This is a genomic window from Phytobacter sp. V69 (assembly GCF_965644215.1).
Taxonomy (GTDB): domain Bacteria; phylum Pseudomonadota; class Gammaproteobacteria; order Enterobacterales; family Enterobacteriaceae; genus Phytobacter.
On record NZ_CBFFRL010000429.1, the window covers coordinates 1 to 1,293 of the forward strand.

1 protein-coding gene is annotated in these 1,293 nt (G+C 49.8%); it reads left to right on the forward strand.

The features are described 5' to 3' along the window. Nucleotides 1-72 precede the first annotated feature (72 nt). Nucleotides 73-1,281, forward strand: coding sequence for an IS256 family transposase (locus ACSZPU_RS25755; protein WP_499004450.1), 1,209 nt, complete (start codon nt 73-75; stop codon nt 1,279-1,281). Nucleotides 1,282-1,293 lie beyond the last annotated feature (12 nt).

Consider the following 1,293-nt stretch of genomic DNA (forward strand, 5'->3'; position numbering starts at 1 on the left):
GAGCCTGTACATAAAATTGTGTAATTGCCTGATTTTGATATGTTCAATCCAACATCAAAAGCAGGTTAATTTATGGACGAAAAACAGTTGCAGGCTCTGGCTAATGAACTGGCCAAAAATCTCAAAACCCCTGACGATCTCAGTCAGTTCGATCGCCTGCTGAAGAAAATCAGCGTTGAGGCGGCTCTCAACGCCGAAATGTCCCACCATCTTGGCTACGATAAAAACCAGCCTAAACCGGGTGCCAACTCCCGCAACGGCTATTCCACAAAGACTGTTACCACCGGCGATGGCCCTCTGGAATTACGCACTCCTCGCGATCGTGATGGCTCTTTTGAACCGCAACTGGTGAAGAAAAACCAGACCCGGATCTCCGGGATGGATAACCAAATCCTGTCTCTGTACGCCAAAGGGATGACTACCCGTGAGATAGCCGCTGCCTTTAAAGAGCTGTATGACGCAGATGTCTCACCCGCACTGGTGTCGAAGGTCACAGATGCTGTCATCGAGCAGGTTGTCGAATGGCAAAACCGTCCACTGGATGCAATCTATCCGATTGTTTATCTTGACTGTATTGTCATAAAAGTCCGGCAGGACAGTCGTGTCATCAACAAATCCGTGTTCCTGGCGCTGGGTATCAATATCGAAGGCCAGAAAGAACTTCTGGGTATGTGGCTGGCGGAAAATGAAGGTGCAAAGTTCTGGCTCAATGTGCTCACTGAACTTAAAAACCGGGGACTGAACAATATTCTTATCGCCTGTATTGACGGCCTGAAAGGTTTTCCGGATGCCATCAACACAGTCTACCCGGATACGCGCATCCAGTTATGTATTGTGCATATGGTGCGTAATAGCCTGCGCTTCGTTGCCTGGAAAGATTATAAAGCGGTGACACGCGACCTGAAAGCAATCTACCAGGCCCCGACAGAGGAGGCCGCCCTTCAGGCACTGGAAGTGTTCAGTGACGCCTGGGATGAGCGCTACCCACAGATAAGCAGAAGCTGGCAGGCCCACTGGCCGAATTTGTGTACGTTCTTCGCTTATCCGAAGGAGATCCGCAAAGTGATTTATACAACCAACGCGATCGAATCGCTGAACAGTGTAATCCGTCATGCCATCAAAAAACGCAAAGTATTCCCGACTGATGAGTCGGTGAAAAAGGTGGTGTGGCTTGCCATCCAGGCCGCATCACAAAAATGGACGATGCCCCTGAGTGACTGGCGGATGGCGATGAGCCGTTTTATTATCGAGTTCGGTGACCGCCTGGACGGTCACTTCTGAGAAAAGGCATTT